The organism is Streptomyces sp. NBC_00286, from assembly GCF_036173125.1.
Taxonomy (GTDB): domain Bacteria; phylum Actinomycetota; class Actinomycetes; order Streptomycetales; family Streptomycetaceae; genus Streptomyces.
The window spans coordinates 9,231,575-9,253,057 of the sequence record NZ_CP108054.1; the positions used below are offsets into that span (position 1 = coordinate 9,231,575).

The window sequence follows — 21,483 nt, forward strand, 5'->3', positions numbered from 1 at the left end:
ATGTCCGTCGAACTCACCGGCACCTACCTCACCCTGGACGACGGCCGCCCGGCCGTCCGCTTCACCCGCGTCTACGACCACCCCATCGACCGCGTCTGGCAGTTCGTGACCGACACCGACGAACTGGCCCACTGGTTCCCGTCCCGCGCCGAGATCGAACTGCGCGTCGGCGGCACGATCAAGTTCAGCGACGACCCGAACACGGTGGACACGACGGGCCGGGTGCTCGCCGTCGACGCGCCCCGGCATCTCTCCTTCAGCTGGGAAGGCGACGAACTCCACTTCGACCTCGAAGAGTTGGATGAGAAGCGCACCCGCTTCACGCTCACCAACGTGCTGGTGGAGGAGAACACCGCCGCCCGCAACGGCGCGGGCTGGGAGGCGTGCCTCATGGCCCTCGACGTATGGGCCCGCGGCGAGCGGTTCGCGGGGCCGCACGCCGGTGACACCCCGCAGTGGCAAGAGTTCTACCGCGGCTACGTCAGTGCCGGAGTCCCGTCGGGCGCACCGGTACCCGGCATGGACGACCCGAGCTGACCCTGTCGGCTACCGCCGTTACACGAGTGCGCGTCACTCAGGCCCGCGCCAGGGGCGCAGCCGGGGCCACAGCGCCGCACGAGGGGCTGTGAACCCTTGCGGGGCCCTTTCGCTCCATCAGGCCATCTGCCCCCGCACCAGCTCGTGCAGCCGCCCCCTCGGTCTGATCAGCCCTCCTGGCTTTCCGGCTTGAGGTGCGTGGCGAAGAAGCCGTCGATGCGTCGCCAGGCATCGACGGCGGACTCCGGGTGCGGTCTGATTCCGGCGACACGCATCAGCGGACGCAGGGCGCGTGGACCGACCTCGGCGTCGTTCAGGAAGGAGTGCCCGGCCTCCGGATACTCCTTGACGTCGTGGACGATGCCGAGCCGGTCGAGCGACGCCTCCAGACCGGAGGCCGCGCCCTTCAGTGTCCGGTCGCGGGCTCCGTAACTCGCGACGACGGGGCAGGAATCGGTGAGCGCCCGTTCGAGATGCTTCGGTAGACGGCCGTAGTTGACGGAGGCGGCGTCGAAGTCGCCACCGCTCACGGCGAGGAGGGCGAAGGAACCGCCCATGCAGAAGCCGATGACGCCGATCCGCCCGGTGCAGTCGGGATCCCGGGCGAGGTGGGTACGGGCCGCCTCGATGTCATGGAAGGCTCGGCCGCGTCCGGACAGGGCGGCCCGGAAGGTCGGCACCAGGCAGCGTACGGCCCCTCCGTCGGTGAACAGATCGGGCATGAGGACGAGGTACCCGGCTCTCGCCAGCCGTTCCGCCTGACGGTGCATCACATCGTTGATGCCCAGCGCCTCATGGATCACGACGACACCGGGCCAGGGGCCGGGCCCGCTGGGCCGGGTGAGATGGCCTCTGAGCTGACGGGAGCCGCCGAGGGCGGCGCTGAACTCAGTGAGATCTACGGTCGTGGTGGTCGTGGCGGGCACACTGGCCTCCAGGGGAGGGCGAGTTGGGACGGCTTACGGCGCGATGAAGGGCTGGACGCGCTTGCGGTAGTCCTTGGGCCGCACCTCGTTGTAGTACTTGTTCTTGTCCTCGCCCGCCGAGGTGTAGACGTACACCGGGCACTCGTCGGACTTCACCTCACCGTTGTACTCGTGCAGGGACTTGCCCGTCCGCGCTTCGACGACCTTCAGCTGGTACGAGGTGTTGTACGTGCTTATCTTCAGCGGCTTGCCGTCCTCGGTCTCCATGTCGCACACCTTGCCGGTCGCGGTCGCCTTGGTGCGTTCGAGGCAGACGACCAGTTCGGCGGCGGCCGGCTTGTCGGAGTAGCCGAGGAACCAGCCCTTGGGGAAGTCTCCGGCGGGCGGCTCGAACTGCGACCAGCTGTCGCCGGGGTTGTTCATGAGGATCCCCGGGTGCACGGTCTTCTTCGTACGGTCGTAGGCGGGCATCCCCGAGAAGCCGAGCCCGTCCGTGCACACCCGCTCCAGGTCCAGGATGGAGTCCGGCACCTCCGGCCCGTCCGCTGACGAACCCTTCGACGACGATGTGCCGGTACCCACTTCCGAGCTTCCGGTGAGCGACGAGCATCCGCACAGGACCACGCCCAGAAGCCCGGCGGTGACCACAATCGAAGACCTTGAAAGCATTTGGGAGCCCCCAATCGAAGAAAAGAACAGCAGCAGGGCATGTCCCCCGGACATGCCCTGTCCCCCCTACCTGCTGGAGAAGAGCGTGCCGTGCGCCTCGGCCGCGGACATGGGGGATGCGCCCCCATCTAGTTGTGCGGCCCCTGTGGCTCGTGGGTATTACGCTGTCTGAGCTCGAAGGAGTATTCGAGGGGGCGGCCGGGGCAGCCCGGAAGAGGGCGCAGGGGGCCTGAGTGTCGTCGTTGTCGTCACCGACGCTGGTCGGCAGAGGACCGGAGTTGGACCTGCTGACCGATGCAGGTCGGTCGGCGGGCGAAGGGCGGGGCTCGTCGGTGTTCGTGCTGGGCGAGCCGGGCATCGGCAAGTCGCGCCTGGTCGAGGAGGCCGCGGCCACCGCCGTACGCGCCGGGTTACGGGTGCTGCGCGGGCGGGCCGCATCCGCCGGGCGCGCGGTGCCGCTGCGACCGCTGGCGGAGGCCGTGTTCTCCGGGCTGCGCGGTGAAGGGGCGCCCGCGGACGGGGACTTGGGGCCCTACGAGCCGTTGCTGTCGCGGTTGTGCGGGCTGGCGCCGCAGGACGGGGCGCCGCTGGTGGGCTACGCGGAGGCGGTGCTGCGGCTCCTTGATGTCCTCGGACGCACCCGTGGCTGCGTTCTGGTGTTGGAGGACCTGCACGACGCGGACGCCGACACGCTCACCATCGTCGACTACCTCACGGACAACGTTCCCGGTCAGCGGGCCGTTCTGCTGGCCACCCTGCGCGGGGGGCCCGGGGCCGCCCTCGACCTCGCCGAGGCCGCGGCATCCCGTCGTACGGCCCGCACTGTGCGCCTGGCACGCCTCGCGCCCGCCGAGACAGCGGAACTGGCCGCCCGCTGTCTGGGCCACGACGACGCGGGCGCGGTACCGGCGGCCGTACTGGACCGGCTGCACGCCGTCTCCGACGGCGTCCCCTTCGTGGTGGAGGAACTGCTGCGCGCCATGGTCGACAGCGGCGATCTCGTCCGGCAGCCGGGCGCCGGCTGGTCAGTGACCGGCGCGCTGAACGCCGGAGTACCCGCGACGGTCGCCGCCGCCGTCCTGCAGCGGGTGGACCACCTGGAACCGTCCGGAGTCGCGCTCCTGGAAGCGGCGGCAGTCCTGGGCAGACGCTTCCCCGTGGACATCGCCGCCCGCGTCGCCGGGCTCGATCGGCCGACGGCGCTCCGCCAGCTGCGGCACGCGGCACGCGCCCACCTGGTCGCCGACGGCACCACCCACGGCCCCACCGCGGAGCAACCCGGCTGGCACACCTTCCGCCACGCCCTGACCGCCGACGCCATCGCCCACCGGCTGCTGCCGGCGGAACGGGCGGCGCTCTGTCTCGCCGCCGCCGACGCCATCGAGTCCGGCCACGCCATCGAGTCCGGCCACGCCATCGAGTCCGGCCACGCCATCGAGTCCGGCCACGCGGCCGAGTCCGGCCACGCGAGCCACGCCATCGAGTCCGCCCACGCGAACCACGCGACCGAGTCCGCCGACGCGAGCCACGCGCCTGAGTCCGCCGACGCGTCGGAGCAGGGGACGGGAGGCCCGGGCCGGCCCGGCGAGCCCCGCGGTCTGATCGGCGGTGACTCGGGCGACGACCTGTACCGCCTGGCCGCGGAGTTGTGCGTCGCCGGCGGGCAGCGGGCACGGGCGGCCGTACTGCTCACCCGGGCCGGCCGGCAGGCGGTCCAGCGGGGCGCCCTGCTGACCGCGGTGGAACTCCTCGACCGGGGCCTGGAGTTGACCGCCGACGCCACGGACGCCCCGCCCGAGGCCGTGGCCCGGCTGCTGGAGGAACTGCTGCGGACACTCGTCCTCACGGGCGACGTCCAGCGCGTCCCGGAGCTCGGCGACCGGCTGGACCGCATGCTGACCGCGTGGGGTGCGCCGCCCGCCCGGCGGGCCGCGGGTTTCCTGACGCAGGCCGGGGCCGCGGCCACCGTCCAGCGCTGGGAGGAGGGACTGACCGCCGTCCGGCGGGCACGGGAGCTGCTCGGCGCCGAGCCCGACCCGGCGTCCCGCGCGGCCCTGGACGCGGTCGCCGCGCACCTGATGCTCAACTCGCAGCGCCCGGACCGGCTGGAGAGCGCCAGGGCCCTGGCCGAAGGGGCCGTGGCGACCGCCGAGGCGGTCGGGCTGCCGGAAGTGAGCTGCAAGGCGCTGAACATGCTCGGGTACTGCCTGAGGCCCCTGGACCTGGCCGAGTCGGAAAAGGTGTTCGAACGCCTGGTGGCCACGGCCGAGACCCATGGGCTGCCGGTCTGGCGGATACGCGGCCTGCTGGAACTCGGCGCGCTCGACCGGGTCCGGTTCACGGGGATCGAGCGGCTGCTGGCCGCGCGGAAGGCGGCCGACGAGACCGGCGCGGTGCTGATGACGGCCTGGGCCGACATGCATCTGACGCTCGCCCATGTGCTGCGGGACGAACTGGACGCGGCCGCGGAGTCCGCCCGGCGGCTCCGGACGACGGCTCGTCGGCTGCGGCTGGACGAAGTGGAGCTGCTCGGTGCCGGAGTGGACGGCATCATCGCCGCCGTCCGTGGGGAGCGGGAGAAACTCCAGACCGCGCTGCACGTCCTTCAGAACGCACTGGCCGGCGGGAGCGCCGGAGCGGTCTGGGGCTACGCCGACACCTCCGTGTGGGGCTGGGCCCAGGGCATCTGCTCCCTGCTGAGGGAGGAACACGACCGGGCGATGGCCGAGTTCACCGACGCGGACCAGGTCATGAAGGCACTGCCCAGCACCCGGGGAGTCACCGGTTTCCTGGGCCCGTACCTGCTCCTGCGGACCGTACGGGGCGCGGCCGGCTGGGCGGAGCTGGACGGGGCCGTCGCCGGCCGGCTCTCCGAGGCCCACTCGGACCGGCCCTACGTCGGCTGGTCCCGGGCCGTGCTCCTGGGCCGCGAAGGCCGCGCCGCCGAGGCCGCCAAGGCGGCAGAGGAGGCCCTGGCCGGGACGGACGTCATACCCCTGGCCCGCCATCTGTGTCTGCGCCTGGGCGCTCAGGCGGCACTCACCGACAGCTGGGGGAGGCCCGTCGAGTGGCTGCGCGCCGCCGAGCACTTCTTCCACGACCGGGGCACGACACGGGTGTCGGCGGCCTGCCGCGCCCTGCTGCGGGAAGCGGGCTCTCCCGTTCCCCGTCGCCGCGAGGGCCACGACACGATTCCGCAGGAGCTGCGGCGGACGGGGGTGACCGCCCGGGAGTACGAGGTGCTGCGCCTGCTCGGCCGGGGGCTCGGCAATCAGGAGATCGCCGAGCAGCTCTTCCTCTCACCACGCACCGTCGAAAAGCACCTGGCGAGCCTCCGCGACCGCACCGGCCAGAACAGCAGGGCCGCCCTGCGCACCCTGGCCCGCCGGTACGCGCACGGGCAGTGACTCCGGGGCGCGCCGGCACCGGAGAGGGCGCGTCCCAGTGCTCGAACTAGCAGCGCCCGTACGGTACTTCTGCGTCGCTCACGCCATCTGGCGCCGTACCAGCTCGTGCAGCCGCCCGCTCGTGTCGGCGAGCAGCTGCGCGGGCGGCCCCTCCTGCACCACACGCCCGTCCGACATCACGATGACGCGGTCCGCGTCCAGCACCGTCGACAGTCGGTGGGCGATCACGACCCGCGTCGCGTTCAGCGCGTGGGTGCTCTCGATGACGCGGCGCTGTGTCTCGTTGTCCAGGGCGCTGGTCGCCTCGTCGAAGAAGAGGATGCGTGGGCGGCGGATCAGTGCCTGGGCGATCATCAGGCGTTGGCGCTGGCCGCCCGAGATCGCGCCGCTGCCGGAGACGATGGTGTGCAGGCCCATCGGCATGCGCTTGATGTCTTCGGCGAGCCCGGCCATCTCGGCGGCGGCCATGGCCTCCTCGGGTGTGTACGGTTCGGTGCCGCAGATGCAGTCCAGGATCGAGCCGGTGAACGGCTGGGCGTGCTGGAGTACGACACCGCACTGACGGCGTACGGCCGACTGGTCGAGTGCGGCCAGGTCCTGACCGTCGTACAGGACGCTGCCCGAGACCGGTTTGTCGAAGCCGATCAGCAGCCGTAGCAGGGTGGACTTGCCGCAGCCGCTGGGGCCGACGATCGCCACGAACTCGCCCGGCCGGATCGCGAAGGACACGTCGTCGAGGACGAGCGGGCCGTCGTCGGTGTACCGGAAGGACAGCTTCTTGGCCTCGATGGCGCCGGACAGCGCGGCGGGGCGGGTGCTCGCCACGCGGACCTCGGGTGTCGCGTCGAGGACCGGCTTGATCTGCTCGAACATCGGCAGCGCGGCGACCGCCGAGACGAACGCACCGGTCAGCTGGGTCACCGAGGTCAGCAGCATGGTCATCGAGGTGGTGAAGGTCAGAAAGGCGCCGGCCGACATCGACCCGCGTGCCGGTCCCGCAAGGAGCATGAAGATGATCAGCGAGCTGAGCGGCAGATACACCGCGCCCAGCACCGTGTTGAGGTTCTTGATCCGCCCGACCCGCTGCTGCAGCTCACGGCTGCGCGCGAACTCGCTCGCCCAGGCCGCGTACGCGTAGTTCTCGGCCGCCGCGACCCGCAGCTTGGGCAGGCCCCGCAGCGTCTGGAACGCCTGGTTGTTGAGCTTGTTGCTGAGCACGACGAGGCGCCGTTGCCAGCGCACCTGCCACAGTCCGAGCCCGAGGAACACCGCGGTGATCACCACGAGCATGCCGATCGCGGCCAGCGCCATCGGGACGCTGTACACGAGCAGCAGGACCAGGTTCATCAGGCCGACCGTGCCCGCCTGGACGACGACCGGGCCGATGCCCGCCATCATGCGGCGCATCGAGCTGATGCCCATGGCGGCGCTGGCCAGTTCGCCGGTCGAGCGCGCGGTGAAGAACTTCGTGGGCAGCCTGAGCAGCCGGTCCCACACGGCGGGTTGGAGTGTGGCCTCGATACGCCCCTCCATCCGCAGGATGGTGAGGTTCTGCATCAGCATGAACGCCGCCGACACCACACTGGCGATCATGATCGCCAGGCAGAACTGCACGATCAGGTTCTCCTGGGCCTTCGGCACATAGACCCCGAGCACCTGCCCGGTCGCGATCGGCACCAGCGCGCCCAGCGCCACCGTGACAAGACCGCTGAGCATGAGATTGCGCAGATCGCCGCCGGTGCCGCGGAGGCTGAACCGCAGCAGACCGAGCGGGCCCAGCCGGCGTTCCGGCAGCGGCCGGTAGAACATGACGGCGCGCGGCTCGAACTCCGCCACGTTGGCCTTCTCGACCGGTGTCTCACGACCGCTCGGGTGCACGGCCACATAGCCGCCGCGCCGCCACAGCAGCGCGACCGGAGCGCCGGACCCGGACCGGTGGCCGACCAGCGGACCGATGTTGTCGCGCCACCAGCGCCCGTCCAGGCGTACGGCCCGGGTACGGACGCGGGAAGCGAGCGCGATCCGCTCGACGGGGTCGAGCCGGTCGCTCTCCGTGCCGCTCTGCGCGGGGTCCGCGAGCGCGAGCCCGGCCGCGCGGGCGACGAGCTTGCAGGCGGCGTAGGTGGCGTCGGCGTCCGCCGCGGGCCCGGTCGATGACGAGCGCTTGGAGATGGAGGCGATCAGGGTGCGGTCGGCCCGGGCCCGGACCTCCTCACCGGCCTTGATGCCCTCGGCCGTACGGTCCTCATGGGTGCGTTCCAGCTGCTCGATCCAGCGGTCGAGGGTGGCGAGCAGCCGGTACTGCTGGTCGACCATGGCCTGCCACATCGCCGGGTCCACCAGCAGATCGGCCGCGGCCTCGGCGCCGTACACCGACCCGTACTGCACACTGCCCGGCGGCACCTGCATCCACAGGATGTCGTCGTCGGTCAGGGCCGCGCCCCGCTCGGTCGCGAGGGGCGCCTCGAAGAGGATGGCCAGGCCGCGGCCGACACCCAGGGAGAGGGCGTACTCCAGGGGGCTGGTGGCCGGGGGTACGAACACGGGGTTGCCGTACGCGTCGTACGTCCATGTCTCGGTCTGCGGCGGCTGGTACAGCTCTCGCATCTCGATACGGCGCAGGACGCACTCGCGCAGGGGCCTGCCGATCAGGCTGTGCTGCGGTCCGGCGACCGGGCCGAGCAGCAGTGTGCCAGCTTCGAGGCGGCCGAGGTGGTGCCAGTGGCCCTGCTGGACCGCGTCGACCGCGAAGAGGTCCATGGCGCCGGAGGCGACGAGCCACAGCACGTGCGGGCCTTCGAGGTCCAGGCGGGTGAGGCCGGAGCCGTCGACCGGAGTGCCCATGCCGCCGAGCGCGGCGAGCACGTAGTCGCCCTCGGCGACGGGCTGTTGATGCTGCTGGTCGGGTACGGATGTCATGTCAGCGCTCCCTGACCAGCTCGGCGTACGGGCCGCCGGCCGCCACCAGGGCGTCATGGCGCCCGCGTTCCACGATCGTGCCGTGCTGGAGGACCACGATCTCGTCGCTGTCGCGCACGGTGCTGAGCCGGTGTGCGATCACCACGCAGGCGCAGCCGCGCTTGCGCAGGTTGTCCATCACGATCTGCTCGGTCTCCGCGTCCAGGGCGCTGGTCACCTCGTCGAGGACGAGGATGCTGGGCCTGCGCACCAACGCCCGTGCTATCTCCAGGCGTTGACGCTGGCCGCCGGAGAAGTTACGGCCGTCCTGCTCGACCTTGCTGTGGATGCCACCGGGGCGGCGCATCACGACGTCGTACACCGCCGCGTCCTGGAGCGCCGCGACCACGGCGTCCTCCGGGACCGAGGGGTCCCACAGTGCGATGTTGTCGCGGACCGTGCCCTCGAAGAGGAAGACGTCCTGGTCGACGAAGGACACGGAGGCCGCGAGCGCGCCGCGGGGGATGTCCTCCAGCCGCTGTCCGTCGATCCGGATGACGCCCTCCCAGGGCGCGTAGAGTCCCGAAATCAGCCTGGACACGGTCGACTTGCCGCTGCCGGAACCGCCGACGAGCGCCACCTGCTGACCCGGACCGACCGTCAGCGAGAAACCGGACAGCAGCGGCTTGTCGAGCGGGCTGTAGCCGAACGTGATGTTCTCCAGCTCCACATGGCCGTGCAGTCGGCGGGTGCTGTCGCCCGCGCCCGGCCGTGAGTAGAGGGGGTCGGCCGCGAAGTTCTCGACGTCTTTCAGGCGGGCCACGTCGGCGGCGAAGTCCTGGATGCGGCCGGCGACGCCGTTGAGGCGGGTGATCGGCGCGGTGAAGCGGGTCACCAGCGCCTGGAACGCCACGAGGAGACCGACGGAGATATGGCCCTCCACGGCCCGCATTCCGCCGATCCACAGGATCAGCGCGCTGTTGAGCGTCGCCAGCGTCGGCGCGACCACACCCAGCCAGGCGCTCGGCACACCGAGCCGCTGCTGCTCCTCGAGTGTGGTGGCGTGCTGCCCGGCCCATTTGCGGAAGTAGCCGTCCTCACCGCCGGTCGCCTTCATCGTCTCGATCAACTGCAGCCCGGTGTACGCCGTGTTGGTGAGCCGTGCGCTGTCCGCGCGCAGCTTGGCGGTACGCGTCGCCCGCAGCCGGATCACCACCCGCATCGCCACCAGGTTGAGCAGCGCGACCCCGATGCCCACGGCTGTGAGCTGCGGGTCGTAGGTGTAGAGCAGGACCGCGTACAGCACCACCACGACCGCGTCCACGCCCGCCGCCGCGAGATCCCGGGCCAGCGTCTCGGCCACCGCGTCGTTCGACTGGAGCCGCTGCACCAGGTCGGCCGGACTGCGCTGGGAGAAGAACGTGACGGGCAGCCGCAGCAGATGCCGCAGGAACTTCGCGCTGCTCAGCGTCGAGGAGATGATCCGTCCGCGCAGCAGGTTCGCCTGCTGCAACCAGGTCAGCACGACCGTGAGCAGCACGGTCGCGCCCATCGAGGCGAACAGCACGGTGAGCAGCGAGGTCTGCCCGCCGATCAGGAACATGTCGATGTACGTACGGCTTAGCGCGGGCACCGCCGCCCCGACCGCCACCAGCAGCAGACTCGCCAGCACTGCGGCGGGCATGGTGCCCGACGTCCCGCGCAGCCGGGCCGGCATGGCTCCCAGGACGCCCGGTTTGCGGCCGCCCTTCTCGAAGTCGGGACCCGGTTCCATGACCAGGACGACACCGGTGAAGCTGGTGTCGAAGTCCTCCATGGGTATGAAGCGGCGGCCCTTGCCGGGGTCGTTGATGTGCACCCCGCGGCGGCCGAAGCGGCGCCCCATGCCGTCGTAGACGACGTAGTGGTTGAACTCCCAGAAGAGGATCGCCGGGGCGCGCACCTCGGCGAGCGCCGCCGTGTCCATCTGCATGCCCTTGGCGGTGAGGCCGTAACTGCGCGCCGCCTTCAGGAGATTGCTCGCACGTGAGCCGTCCCGCGAGACACCGCAGGCGATACGCAGCTCTTCGAGCGGGATGTGCCGCCCGTAGTGGCCGAGCACCATGGCGAGCGAGGCGGCGCCGCACTCCACAGCCTCCATCTGGAGGACGGTGGGCGTGCGGACGGTCTTGCGGCGGCCCTTGGGGACGGTGCGCTTCGGCGGAGCGGCGCGGCGTCGGCCCCGTACGGGCGGCGGGAGTTGGGACTCCGCGGTGCCGGTGCCGGTTTCCTGGGGGGCGGTCACGGCAGCAGCCAATCGATAGGACGCTCGTCGGCCATCCGGATCGAGGCGGAGGCCATGGTCATGGAGTCCAGCCGGAACGGCGGGCCCTCCGTGGACGACCACTCATAGCCGGACTTCGTGCCGGACGAACGGTCGAGCCGGACGAGCACGGCCACCGGCCGCCCGTCCTTGGTGAACTGCTCGCCCAGCTGGTTGTCGCCGAGGAAGGCGCTGATCTGCTGCGGTGTCTGGGCGCTGCGGTCGACCTTCTTCACATGGCCGCGCAGCACTCCGTACTCCTGCGTGGGCACCGACTGGACGGTGAGGTCCACGGCCGCGTCGTCGGGAATCGTGGCGGCGTTCTCGGCGGGCACGTACACCGTCGCGAACAGCGGGTCGTCGGCGTCCTTGACCTTCTCGACGGAGGCGACGTTCGCACCGGTCTGGATGATGGCGCCCATCGTGGCGGCGAGGGCGTTGACCCGGCCCGCGGCGACGGTGCGTACGACTGTCTCGCCCTTCGCCGTACGGACCTTCAGTACGGGGGAGTTGGCGGCGAGCCGCTCGCCCTGCTCGGCGAGCACCGCGGTGACCTGGCCGGAAACGGGGCTCTGTAGTACGTAACTGCCCTGCCCGTGCGTGAGGATGGCGGGCGCGGTCACCGTGGAGGCGACGGATCCCGTGACGGCCCAGACGGAGGCGGCGGCCATCACGACCACCGTCACGGACAACACGAGCCAGCCCTGCGGGCGGGCGAAGCGCACCGGAAGATCGAGCTCCTCCGGTGACTGGAGCTTGGCGAGGGCCTGTTGGCGGAACTGCACGGGGAACTTTCCCTCACCTGCGGACGACAGGACGTACGGAATGGATGGACAACAGCCGTACGACAGACTGGTTCACGACACCCGGAAGCCCCGGAACCGTTGGACGGTTCCGGGACTCACGGCACGCTGATGCGCTCAGAGGCCGGCGACCAGGCCGGTGACCGGGGCGGTGTTCAGGCCGGTCGTGCCCTCGACGGTGCTGACGGCCGTGTCAACGATGCCCGAAACCGGGGCAACGGAGTCCAGCGCGCCGGTGACGGTGCCCAGGGCGTTGACCTGCAGGCCGCCGGAGACGGTGTCGAGGTCGGCGTCCGAGATCTCGACGGTCTCGACCTGGGGGGTGGAGTTCATGATGGAACTTCCCTTCCTATTGGTATTCACAAGGGGGGAGCGGCCCCCTCTGGGGGACAGATGGTCGGCCGCGTCCGCAAGGCTCAGGCACCCGTCTCCGGGACCGTGGGGTGACCCCTGCGGTGCGATGGATCAAAGCACGCTCCCGCGCCACGCTTCCAATCAACGGCCCATGTGATCAGGGCATTTGCGGGAGACAGGGGCCCAACCGTGCACGCCTGCGCACGCATCGGTAGCCACTTCTTCACACGATCCCCGGTGTGATCGCACCGATGCCCTTGCGGCCGTACTGGCGAAACAGACACTCCCTAACCAATGAGGCGGCGGGCATCGAATCGTTGTGCAGATTCCCCAACGCCCGTGACGTGGCTGCGCAATCGGTGTGCAGATTTCCTGAAGCCAGGATTCCGGTCTCTATGGCCAACACGCTGTCACTCCGCGGTAGCGGAGGGCGAGTGGACGAGGAAGTCCCGCAAGGGAGTTGAACACCCCGAGCGCCACATCCGTACCAGTCGGCATCCAGGCGCCGCCATCAGCTGCCAAGCGGCAGCGCGGACCCCGTCCCCACAGGAGGTCAAGAAGTTGAGTCACAAGCGAACACCAAAGCGCAAGGCCGTAATCGCAGCGGGCAGCGTGGCGGCGCTCGGAGCGGCGGCACTGATCCTGCCCAACGCCATGGCGTCCCAGGACGAGGGAAGCGGCTCCTCCTCCGCGGCCCCGAAGACGGTCAACGCCGCGCAGGCGTCCGAACTGTCCTCGGAGCTCGAGGCGCTCCTCGGTGAGGCGTTCGCCGGCTCGTACTACGACAAGGAACAGCAGCAGCTGATCATCAACGTCGTGGGCGACAACAACAACATCATCGTCGGGGCCGAGCAGGCGGGCGCGGTCGTCCGCGAGGTCGACAACAGCATGTCCGAACTCAAGGCCGCCGAGCAGACCTTGAAGTCCGAGGCGACCATCCCCGGTACGGCCTGGTCCGTCGACCCGAGGACCAACAAGATCCAGGTCACGGCCGACAGCACGGTCAAGGGCTCGAACTGGGACCAGCTGGAGTCGACGGTCAAGTCGCTCGGCGGGGACATGGCATCCGTCAAGAGGTCCGCCGGTGAGTTCAAGACGTTCGCCGCGGGCGGTGACGCCATCTTCGGTGGCGGTTCGCGTTGCTCGCTCGGCTTCAACGTCACCAACGCCGAGGGCGACCCCGCCTTCCTGACCGCGGGTCACTGCGCTGTCGCGGCCGCCGAGTGGTCGGAGGAGGAGGGTGGCGCGCCGATCGGTACGGTCGACGCTCAGACGGCCACGTTCCCCGGTGAGGGCGACTTCGGGCTCGTCAACTACGACGACCCGGCCACCGAGGCACCCAGCACGGTGAACCTCGAGAACGAGACGGTCGACATCGCGCAGGCCGCCGAGGCCGAGGTCGGCATGCCGGTGACCCGTATGGGCAGCACCACCGGCCAGGACTCCGGTACGGTCATCGCCCTCAACGCCACCGTGAACTACGCGGAGGGCACGGTCACCGGCCTCATCCAGACCGACGTCTGCGCCGAGCCCGGCGACAGCGGCGGCTCCCTGTTCAACGAGAACAGCGCGATAGGCCTGACCTCCGGCGGCAGCGGCGACTGCACGGTGGGCGGCGAGACCTTCTTCCAGCCGGTCACCACCGCCCTGGAGGCGACGGGCGCGACGCTCGGCGACGGCGGAGCCGACGGCGGCGTCGGCGAGGAAGAGGGTGCCGGTGGCATGGGCGCCGGTGAAGAGGACGGCGCCGGTGGCGCGGGCGCTGGCGCCGGCGAAGAAGAGGGCGCCGGCGAAGAGGCCGGTGCCGGTGATCAGGCGGGCGTCGAAGAGGAAGCCGGCGCCGAGGAAGAGTCCGGCCTCATCGCGGGCCTGACCGGCTGACACCCAGCAGATTCCGGCCGTACGCGCAGAACGGCGGCCGTAACGGGGCGGCCCGGCTCTCCGGCGGGAGAGCCGGGCCGCCTCGCGTTTGGCCCCCGCAAGGGGCGCGGGGAATTGCGCGCCAGGCCACGACGAATCGGCAGGTTGAATCCGCACCTCAGCCCCGTCAGGGGCGCGGGGAATTGCGCGCCAGGCCGCGACGAATCGGCAGGTTGAATCCGCACCTCAGTCCCGTCAGGGGCGCGGGGAATTGCGCGCCAGGCCGCGACGAATCGGCAGGTTGAATCCGCACCTCAGTCCCGTCAGGGGCGCGGGGAATTGCGCGCCAGGCCACGACGAATCGGCAGGTTGAATCCGCACCTCAGCCCCGTCAGGGGCGTGGGGAACTGCGCGCCAAGCCACGACGAACCGGCAGGTTGAATCCGTACCCCAGCCCTCTCAGGGGCGCGGGGAACTGCGCGACCAGCCCCAACCGGCCCGCAGGTTAGACACCCGTCTCAAGCGGAGCCAGTGGCCCGAAGCAACAGCAGCGCCACGTCATCCACCCGCTCCAACTCAGTCCCACTGTGACGAACAACCGCATCGGCCAACTCCTCCAGCGGCTGATCCCCGATCTCAGTGAGCCGCCCCGCAAGCCGAGCCAACGCCTCCTCGATATCGGCACCGGGCGACTCGATCAACCCGTCCGTGTAGAGCGCGAGCACGGACCCGGGCGCGAGCGACACCTGTGTCGTCGGATACGTAGCCACCGCATCGATCCCGAGCAGCGGCCCCCCGGCCAGATCAAGCACCCGCACCTGCCCGTCGGGCCGCCGAAGCAGCGGCGGCGGATGCCCGGCCCGAGCCATCACGGCCTTCCCTCGCGCCGGATCGAGACGCAGATACACACAGCTGGCGAAAAGGTCGCTGCCCAGATCCATCAGCAGCCGATTGGTGCTGCTCATGACCTCCTCGGGCGGCTGGCCGACGGTCGTGTACGCGCGTACGGCGGTCCGGATCTGCCCCATCAGCCCGGCCGCCGTGACGTTGTGCCCCTGCACATCCCCGATCACCGCCACAGCCCCGCCCGGCGTCGGCACCAGGTCGTAGAAGTCGCCGCCGATCTCCATGCCACGGGTGGCGGGCAGATACCGGGCGGCCGCCTCGATACCGGGCAGCGACGGCAGCGAGTGCGGCAGCAGCGCCGCCTGCAGTCCGTGCGCGAGCTGGTGCTTGACGTCGTACAGCCGCGCCCGCTCCAGCGCCTGCGCGATCAGCCCGCTCATGCTGGTCAGCACGGCACGCTCGTCGGCGGGGAAATGATGCGGCTCGGCGTAGGCGAGGACACAGGTGCCCACCGGCCGGCCCGACGCGATCAGCGGCAGATACGCCCAGGCCGCCATGCCGTCCCGTGCCGGGTGCTGCTCCGGATAGAGCCGCTCCAGTTGCCGGCGGGACTCGAAGAAGGCGGGCACCCCGCTGGACAGCGCGTGTACCCCGGGCGACTGCGCGGTGAGCGACATCCCGTCGAACCGCTCCACGGCATGGGGGTCCGGATAACCGCGGTGCCCCAGCACATGCAGCCGTCCGCCCTGCGAGCCCAGGAGCATCAGCGCCTGGCTGCCGACGGCGGGCGCAATCTCGTCCGCGACCAGCTGCACCACGTCCTGGACACCCACCGCCTTGGTGAGCGCGCCGGCAAGGTTCAGGATGTGCGCCATGGTGACCAGACGTGAGCCACCGTTCTCGGGCCGCTGCCCGGTGCGGCCGGTCCCCTCGGCCGACCGCGCCCGGGAGATCCTCAGGCTCAGCCCGTTCGTACTGGGATACAGCCGGAACGACAGCCAGTCGGCCGGCGGTCGCAGCGCCACGAACGACGTCACCTGCTGGCCCAGCAGCGCGGCACGGTAGCGGTCCTCGAAGACCGGGTCGTTCAGCCACGGCACGCACGCCCACAGATGCGAGCCCAGCAGCGCGCTGACCGGCGTCCCGAGCAACTCGCCGGCCGCCGCGTTGGCGAAGCTGATCCGCCCGTGCAGATCCAGCGCGCACAGCCCGTACGGCAGCCGCGCCACCATCCGCACGGCCTCCACCGCGCCCAGCGTGCCCGCCACGGTCGCCGCCGACGCCGGGGCCAGCAGATCCGGCTCGGGACGCACCGGGTGGCCCTCCTCGGCGGCCCGCTCAAGGCGGAGCGCGAGCCGGCCGCAGGCCGCGGTGAGATGGTCCCGCTCCCGGTCGGACAGCTCTGCCGGGCGCGTACCCGGCCAGGTCACGAAGATCGCCCCATACACGGCACGCTCGGTCGCCACCGGCACCGCCGCCAGCGCGAACGGATACGGCAGGACCACGGCGATCCGCGGATAGTCGCGGGCCATGTCCTCCTCGCCGCCGACCCACACGAGCCGCCGGTCGCGTACCGCCTTCGCCACCGGGACCGGCGCGCTCAGCCCCACCCGCTCCCAGGGCGCCGCGAAGGCCCGCGGCAGGCCCGCCATCACGGCCATCTCCAGCACCTGCTCGCCCGGAGCCAGCAGATAGACCGCGCCGGAGTGGGCGCCGACATCGTCCATGATCGCGGCCAGCGTCAGCGACAGCAGCGGCCGGCCGACCGGTGCCGCCGTGCGCTCCGACTGCCGCCCGGACGTCTGGTCGGACACGCCGACCACCTCCTCCCACGGCAGAACCCGGAGCAGGCGTGAAGCAGCCCCAGGCGTCAAGGCTCTCTCTTGTACGGGGTTCGCGCACAGGGAGCACCCACAGTGACCGCCGATCACGTACCGCCGTAGGGGCTGCGCATGCGTCCCGGACGCGCTGTAATTGCGGACGTGGTCAGTGACGGCGCTGCGGGACGCAGAACACGAACGCTGCGTGCCGAACTTGCCCTCAAGACCCTCAACGCCGACCGCGGCTCCCCGGAGCGGCTACGCGGTGTCATCGAGCTGGTCCTGGTCTTCAGCGGCGCGGTCGTCGCCGCCGTCTACGCGCCCGGGGACGGCGACGCCCCCAGGAACGGCGACGCGGCCGGGGAGGGCGACCGGCTCACCCTGCTCGAGTCGGCGGGCGTACCGCTCTCCCTGTACGGGCTGCGCGACAGCTACCCGCTGACCGGCAACTCGCCCGCGGCGGAGTCGTACCGCCTGGGACAGCCGCTCTGGCTCGGCCCGGAGGAAGTCGCCGCAGGACCCGACACCCCGCGGACGTCCGCGGGGGACTACTCGCTGGCCGCCCTGCCCCTGCCCACGGGCCCGCACGGCGGCGGCTGTCTGCTCGCCGTGACCGACAGCTCCGACGGCTTCGACACCGAGGACCGCCACTGTCTCGGGCTGCTCGCCGAGGCCATGGTCTGCCCGGAGCAGTCCCGGCCCGCGCCCGAGGACGCACTGGCGGCAGAGGACCTGCTGCCCCGCAGCTCATTCAGCCTGGCCATGGACACCGGGCGGGTCGAGGTCGACGACGAGACGCTGGAGCTGTTCGGCATCGGGCGCGAGGAGTTCGACGGCAAGGTCGAGACGCTGCTGGGCATGACCGTGCCGGAGGACCTGCCCTCGCTGATGTCCGTGGTCGAGGCGGACCATATGTCCATCGGCGACCGCGAGTTGGAGTTCCGCATCCGCCGGCCCACCGGGGAGCAGAAGTGGCTCAGGCTGCGCGGACGGCTGCTGCCCGGGGGCGACGGGCAGCCGGACCGGCTCGTGGGCACCGTCGCGGACGCCTCGAAACTGCGGCCCGGCGTCAACGAGGTGGCCCGCGTCCAGCGCCTCGCCGCCGCCCTAGCCTCCGCCGGCACCGTCCGCGACGTCAGCCAGGCCGTCGTCACCGCCCTGCGCGAGCCGCTGCAGGCCGACCGGATCGCACTGGCCGAACTCGAGGGCGACCGGCTCGTCGTCACCGTCCTCGACCCGCCCGAACCAGAAGCCTGGCCCGAGGTGTGGCGCACCGAATGGCGCTCGGAATGGCCCGACGCGCCCATACGCACCATGCCGACCCTGGCCGCCGCCCTGCGCGAGGGCCGCGCCGCGATCTGGCCCGCCGGGACACCACTCGAACCCGCGCTCGCCGACGTCGGCCCCGGCGGCCTCGCCGTCCTGCCGCTGCCGGCCGGCGGACGCATGGCCGGCGCCTGCCTGATCGGCTGGGACGCCCCGCACGACTTCGGCCCCGACGAACGCGCCCTGCTCACCGCCTCCGCCGGGCTCGCCGGCCAGGCCCTGATGCGCGCCCACGCCTTCGACGCCGAACACGAACTCGTCGGCACGCTGCAGCGCACGCTGCTTCCGCGCCGGCTGCCCACCCTGCCCGGCGGGGTCGCCGTCGCCCGTTATCTGCCCACCACCGCGGGCCTGGAGGTCGGCGGCGACTGGTACGACGTGATCCCGCTGCCCGACAACCATGTCGCCCTCGTCATCGGCGACGTCCAGGGCCACAACGCCGGAGCCGCCACCCTCATGGGCCAGATGCGCACCGCCCTGCGCGCGTACGCCGTCGAAGGGCACCCCCCGGACGTGGTGGTCTCGCACGCCAACCGGCTCCTCATGGACATGGAGACCGACCTCTTCGCCACCTGCGCCTACGTCGACGTCGACATGGAGGAGGGCATCGCCTGGTGCGTACGGGCCGGACATCTGCCTCCGGTCCTGCGCCACCCCGACGGCAGCACCGAGATCGTGGTTACGGAGGGCGGACCCCCGCTCGGCGTCGTCACCCAGGCCGAGTTCCCGATGACCGAGATACCGCTGCGGCCGGGCGCGCTGCTGGCCCTGACCACGGACGGTCTCGTCGAGTCCGCCGAACTCGACCTCGAGGACGGCCTGCGCCGCATGGCCGACCAGATGGCGGCCTCCGACCCCGCCCACCTCGGCCTCGTGGCCGACGCCCTGCTCACGTACGCCAACCGCTCCGACGACGTAGCCCTGTTGCTCATGCGCTACGACGGCATGGCGCTGCGCCCCGAGCGCGAGTCGTGGACGGTATGGCGCGTTCCCCAGGCCGTAGGCCACGCCCGCCGCTTCACCAAGCGCACGCTGCGCGCCTGGGGCGTCACCCAGCAGACCGACGCCATCCTCCTGGTCGTCTCCGAACTCGTCACCAACGCCCTCGTCCACACCGACGGCCAGGTCCGGCTGGACCTCACCCTCATCAACAACCGCTTCCGCGTAGCGGTCGCCGACATCTCCCCCCGCACCCCCATCAAACCCAGCAGCATCGGCTGGGAAGCCACCGGCGGCCGGGGCATCCTCCTGGTCGAGGCCCTGTCGGCGGCGTGGGGCACGGTGCCGGTGAGCGGGGGCAAACAGGTCTGGTGCGAGATCGCCCTGAGCTGAGCGGTACGCCACCTCGATCCGCCCTAGGCTTTCAGGCGTGCTCCGCCTCCTGCTGACGTCCGACACCCACCTCCCCAAGCGCGCCAAGGAACTCCCGGCACCGCTCCTCGCCGAACTCCCGCGCGCCGACGTCGTGATCCACGCCGGCGACTGGGTGGACGCAGCCACCCTCGACCTCCTGGAGAGCCGGTCGCGGCGGCTGATCGGCGTCTACGGCAACAACGACGGCCCCGAGCTCAGAGCGCGCCTGCCCGAAGTGGCCCGCGCCGAACTGGACGGCCTGCACCTCGGCGTCGTCCACGAAACCGGCGCCGCTGCGGGCCGCGAACGCCGCTGCGCCGCCCGCTACCCCGACCTCGACGTCCTTGTCTTCGGCCACAGCCACATCCCCTGGGACACCACGGCACCGAGCGGCCTGCGCCTGCTCAACCCCGGCTCACCCACGGACCGCCGACGCCAGCCGCACTGCACGTACATGACCGCGCTCGTCGACGGCGGCCGGCTGACCGACGTGACGCTGCACCGGCTGCCGCCCCGTCATCACGAAGCGCTCAGCGCCGACTCCCGCGACGGCCCCTGAGCCGCCCCAGCACGCCGAGTACCACCGTGACGGCCGCCGCCGCGGTCACGGCGCGTTTGGCGAGCGAGGCCCCGCCGTCCGTACGAGATCGATCGGCTCGGCGGGCGTGGGCTCACCTCGGGCGCGGTGGCTGGGTCCAGTTGCTCGGACAGGCACGTCGCGAACTGGCCGACCAGCCTGTCGCCCACTTCGGCCGGACGCCGCGACCGAACTGGGCCGGGCGTCCGGTCACCTTCAGGTCGGTCCGGACGGAGACGGCCGTGCCGCCGTCCCGTTCGGTGATCTGGTCGGTCATGCCGACACCTCCTGCCCGTCTTCTTGCCCGGAGGCGTCGAGCACCGCGCGCACGACTGATAGCCGGTGCACCGGCAGAGATTGCCCTCCAGGGCATGCCACATCGCGTCGGGGCCGGCGCGCGGGTTCTCTCACGGCTGCCCGGCGGAGCCGTAGCATGCGAACAACTGTCCCATAGGTCGCTGATGGTGGTGACCTGTGAGTGAACGGCGGTCGTGTGTGTGGTTGTCGTACTACGGTCCGGGGTTGTGAAGCTGGTGGTGCGAGTGAAGCTGCTGCCGACGCCGGAACAGGCGTCGGCACTTGAGGCGACTCTGCATGCCTGTAACGAGGCGGCCAACTGGCTGTCCGCCCTGGCGTACGAGCACCAGGTGACCTCCCGGGCCCGGCTGCAGGCGATGGCCTACGGCGAGCTGAAGGCGCGGGGTCTGTCCGCGCAGCCCGCCCTGCACGTGCTGCGCAAGGTCGCCGACGCCTACACCACGCTGAAGGCGAACCTGAAGGCCGGGAACCTCGGCAAGCCCGGCTCGAAGCGGCACACCAAGGCCACCGGCAAACCGATCACCTTCCGCAAGGACGCGGCCCAGCCCTACGACGACCGCTGCCTGTCCTGGCAGATACCCGAGCGCACGGTGTCGATCTGGACCACGACCGGCCGCATGAAGAACCTCGCCTTCACCGGCCAGGGCGGCCAGCTCGCCGTCCTGGCCGCGCACCGCAAGGGTGAGTCGGACCTGCTGCGCCGAGACGGCCAGTGGTATCTGATCGCGACCTGCGACATTCCCGAGGCCATGGCGAACGCCCACCCGGCGGGGTTCCTCGGCGTGGACCTGGGGATCGTGAACATCGCCTCCACCTCCACCGGCACACGCCACTGCGGACGACGCATGAACCAGCGCCGGGAGGCGGACCGCAAGCTGCGCTCCAAGCTGCAGAAGAAGAACACCAAGTCCGCCAAGCGGCGGGCGAGGAAGCACGCGGGCAAGGAAGCCCGCCGGGCCCGGGACATCAACCACAAGATCAGCAAGAGCATCGTGGCGGAGGCTGAACGCACCGCGCGCGGGATCGCCCTGGAAGACCTCACGGGCATCCGCGAGCGGGCACGGCTACGCAAGCCCCAACGCGTCACGCTGCACTCCTGGTCCTTCCGCCAGCTCGGCACCTTCATCACCTACAAGGCCCAGCGCGCCGGCGTCCCGCTGGTGTACGTCGACCCGGCGAACACCAGCCGGGAATGCTCCCGGTGCCACCACATCGACAAACGCAACCGGCCCTCCCAGGCCGTCTTCACCTGCAGGTCCTGCGGCTTCGTTGAGCACGCCGACCTGAACGCGTCCCACAACATCGCCGATCGCGGCTGGATGGCGTGGGTCCGCGGGGCCGAGTCACAGGCCCCTGCCCTCACCCTCGCCGCGTGAGAGCTGGACGCAGCCGGGCCTCATCACCGCCAGTGATGACCCGAGCAGCAAGCCCGGGACATCAGCCCTGGGCAGTGGACGGGACATGACGCTACGCACCGGTCGCCCGGG

Annotated in this window: 14 protein-coding genes; 6 read left to right on the plus strand and 8 right to left on the minus strand. The window is 71.2% G+C overall.

Features of this window, described 5'->3' with window-relative positions:
* A complete protein-coding gene (locus OHT21_RS41635; RefSeq protein WP_328773422.1) occupies positions 1-537 on the plus strand; it encodes an SRPBCC family protein in 537 nt (178 codons plus the stop codon).
* Positions 538-704: 167 nt separating this feature from the next.
* Here the strand turns inward: OHT21_RS41635 and OHT21_RS41640 are convergent, their stop codons facing one another.
* Both OHT21_RS41640 and OHT21_RS41645 read right to left on the minus strand, forming a co-directional pair.
* Positions 705-1,463, minus strand: a complete 759-nt coding sequence (locus tag OHT21_RS41640; protein ID WP_328773423.1) for a dienelactone hydrolase family protein — start codon at positions 1,461-1,463, stop codon at positions 705-707.
* Between the two features lie 33 nt (positions 1,464-1,496).
* Positions 1,497-2,045 (minus strand): hypothetical protein, encoded by a 549-nt coding sequence (locus tag OHT21_RS41645; protein WP_328773424.1) that lies wholly within the window; start codon positions 2,043-2,045, stop codon positions 1,497-1,499.
* A gap of 320 nt (positions 2,046-2,365) precedes the next feature.
* Here OHT21_RS41645 and OHT21_RS41650 point away from each other — a divergent pair, with 320 nt between their 5' ends.
* The gene (locus OHT21_RS41650; protein ID WP_328773425.1) at positions 2,366-5,539 is read left to right on the plus strand and encodes a helix-turn-helix transcriptional regulator; all 3,174 of its coding nucleotides are present in this window, start codon (positions 2,366-2,368) and stop codon (positions 5,537-5,539) included.
* Between the two features lie 78 nt (positions 5,540-5,617).
* On the opposite strand, the gene OHT21_RS41655 is transcribed toward OHT21_RS41650, so the two are convergent.
* The 4 genes from OHT21_RS41655 to OHT21_RS41670 all read right to left on the minus strand — a co-directional run bounded on the left by OHT21_RS41655 (position 5,618) and on the right by OHT21_RS41670 (position 11,875).
* Positions 5,618-8,458 (minus strand): NHLP bacteriocin export ABC transporter permease/ATPase subunit, encoded by a 2,841-nt coding sequence (locus OHT21_RS41655; RefSeq protein WP_328773426.1) that lies wholly within the window; start codon positions 8,456-8,458, stop codon positions 5,618-5,620.
* Between the two features lies 1 nt (position 8,459).
* Positions 8,460-10,721 carry an NHLP family bacteriocin export ABC transporter peptidase/permease/ATPase subunit gene (locus OHT21_RS41660; protein WP_328773427.1) on the minus strand — a complete coding sequence of 754 codons (2,262 nt, stop codon included), beginning with the start codon at positions 10,719-10,721 and terminating at the stop codon, positions 8,460-8,462.
* Positions 10,718-11,524: an HlyD family efflux transporter periplasmic adaptor subunit gene (locus tag OHT21_RS41665; RefSeq protein WP_328773428.1), complete on the minus strand. Its 807-nt coding sequence runs from the start codon at positions 11,522-11,524 to the stop codon at positions 10,718-10,720. Before OHT21_RS41665 ends, OHT21_RS41660 begins: the two co-directional genes overlap by 4 nt.
* A gap of 135 nt (positions 11,525-11,659) precedes the next feature.
* Entirely contained in the window at positions 11,660-11,875 is a 216-nt protein-coding gene (locus OHT21_RS41670) for a type A2 lantipeptide (protein WP_165344843.1), read from the minus strand.
* Between the two features lie 582 nt (positions 11,876-12,457).
* Between OHT21_RS41670 and OHT21_RS41675 the strand changes: the two genes are divergently transcribed.
* A complete protein-coding gene (locus OHT21_RS41675) occupies positions 12,458-13,777 on the plus strand; it encodes a S1 family peptidase (protein WP_328773429.1) in 1,320 nt (439 codons plus the stop codon).
* Positions 13,778-14,274: 497 nt separating this feature from the next.
* Here the strand turns inward: OHT21_RS41675 and OHT21_RS41680 are convergent, their stop codons facing one another.
* A complete protein-coding gene (locus OHT21_RS41680; protein ID WP_443050564.1) occupies positions 14,275-16,425 on the minus strand; it encodes a SpoIIE family protein phosphatase in 2,151 nt (716 codons plus the stop codon).
* 159 nt (positions 16,426-16,584) lie between these two features.
* On the opposite strand from OHT21_RS41680, the gene OHT21_RS41685 reads away from it, so the two are divergent.
* The gene (locus OHT21_RS41685) at positions 16,585-19,080 is read left to right on the plus strand and encodes a SpoIIE family protein phosphatase (protein WP_328773430.1); all 2,496 of its coding nucleotides are present in this window, start codon (positions 16,585-16,587) and stop codon (positions 19,078-19,080) included.
* Positions 19,081-19,117: 37 nt separating this feature from the next.
* Positions 19,118-19,660 (plus strand): metallophosphoesterase family protein, encoded by a 543-nt coding sequence (locus tag OHT21_RS41690; protein ID WP_328773431.1) that lies wholly within the window; start codon positions 19,118-19,120, stop codon positions 19,658-19,660.
* A 112-nt stretch (positions 19,661-19,772) separates the two neighbouring features.
* Here OHT21_RS41690 and OHT21_RS41695 read toward each other — a convergent pair whose 3' ends face one another.
* Positions 19,773-19,955, minus strand: coding sequence for a hypothetical protein (locus OHT21_RS41695; RefSeq protein ID WP_328773432.1), 183 nt, complete (start codon positions 19,953-19,955; stop codon positions 19,773-19,775).
* 247 nt (positions 19,956-20,202) lie between these two features.
* Between OHT21_RS41695 and OHT21_RS41700 the strand changes: the two genes are divergently transcribed.
* On the plus strand, positions 20,203-21,372 hold the full coding sequence (locus tag OHT21_RS41700) for an RNA-guided endonuclease InsQ/TnpB family protein (RefSeq protein ID WP_328773433.1): 1,170 nt from the start codon (positions 20,203-20,205) through the stop codon (positions 21,370-21,372).
* Positions 21,373-21,483: the final 111 nt, after the last annotated feature.